At 52.1% G+C, this 499-nt stretch carries 1 tRNA gene; it reads left to right on the top strand.

The features are described 5' to 3' along the window. Positions 1 to 115 precede the first annotated feature (115 nt). Positions 116 to 192, top strand: a tRNA-Met gene (locus IFT84_RS21275). Positions 193 to 499: the final 307 nt, after the last annotated feature.

Here is a 499-nt window from a genome sequence, read left to right as displayed (position 1 = left end):
CCCAGCGCCGATGGTACTTCGTCTTAAGACGCGGGAGAGTAGGTCGCTGCCAGGTCTGCAAAACGCAACACACTCATCGTCAATCTTCTCACAACAACAAACAACCCAAACATAACGCGGGGTGGAGCAGCCCGGTAGCTCGTCAGGCTCATAACCTGAAGGCCGCAGGTTCAAATCCTGCCCCCGCAACCAAAGCCAAATACGAAAAAAACCCCTGTACCGAACGTACAGGGGTTTTTGCGTTCCAGATACCAAACTGAAAGCGGCTGATCACATCCCCATTCAACCATAACACTCAGCGCAAAAAGCCCTGAAACCGCCAACGACCTTGCCGAAAACTGTCACGATCGATAGCACTGCCGAAACCGTCAACCAGCTGACAGACACACACCGCATCACATCGACAAACCGCATGAGCTTAAAAGCCACGGTCTTTCGCACAGTCATAACCAGAAGCAGAACAAGAACACGCAATGGCCAACGACCAAATGGGGAATGA

The sequence above is a fragment of the Rhizobium sp. CFBP 8762 genome (assembly GCF_014841565.1).
Classification (GTDB): Bacteria; Pseudomonadota; Alphaproteobacteria; order Rhizobiales; family Rhizobiaceae; genus CFBP-8762.
This window is presented reverse-complemented; position numbering and strand designations above follow the sequence as displayed.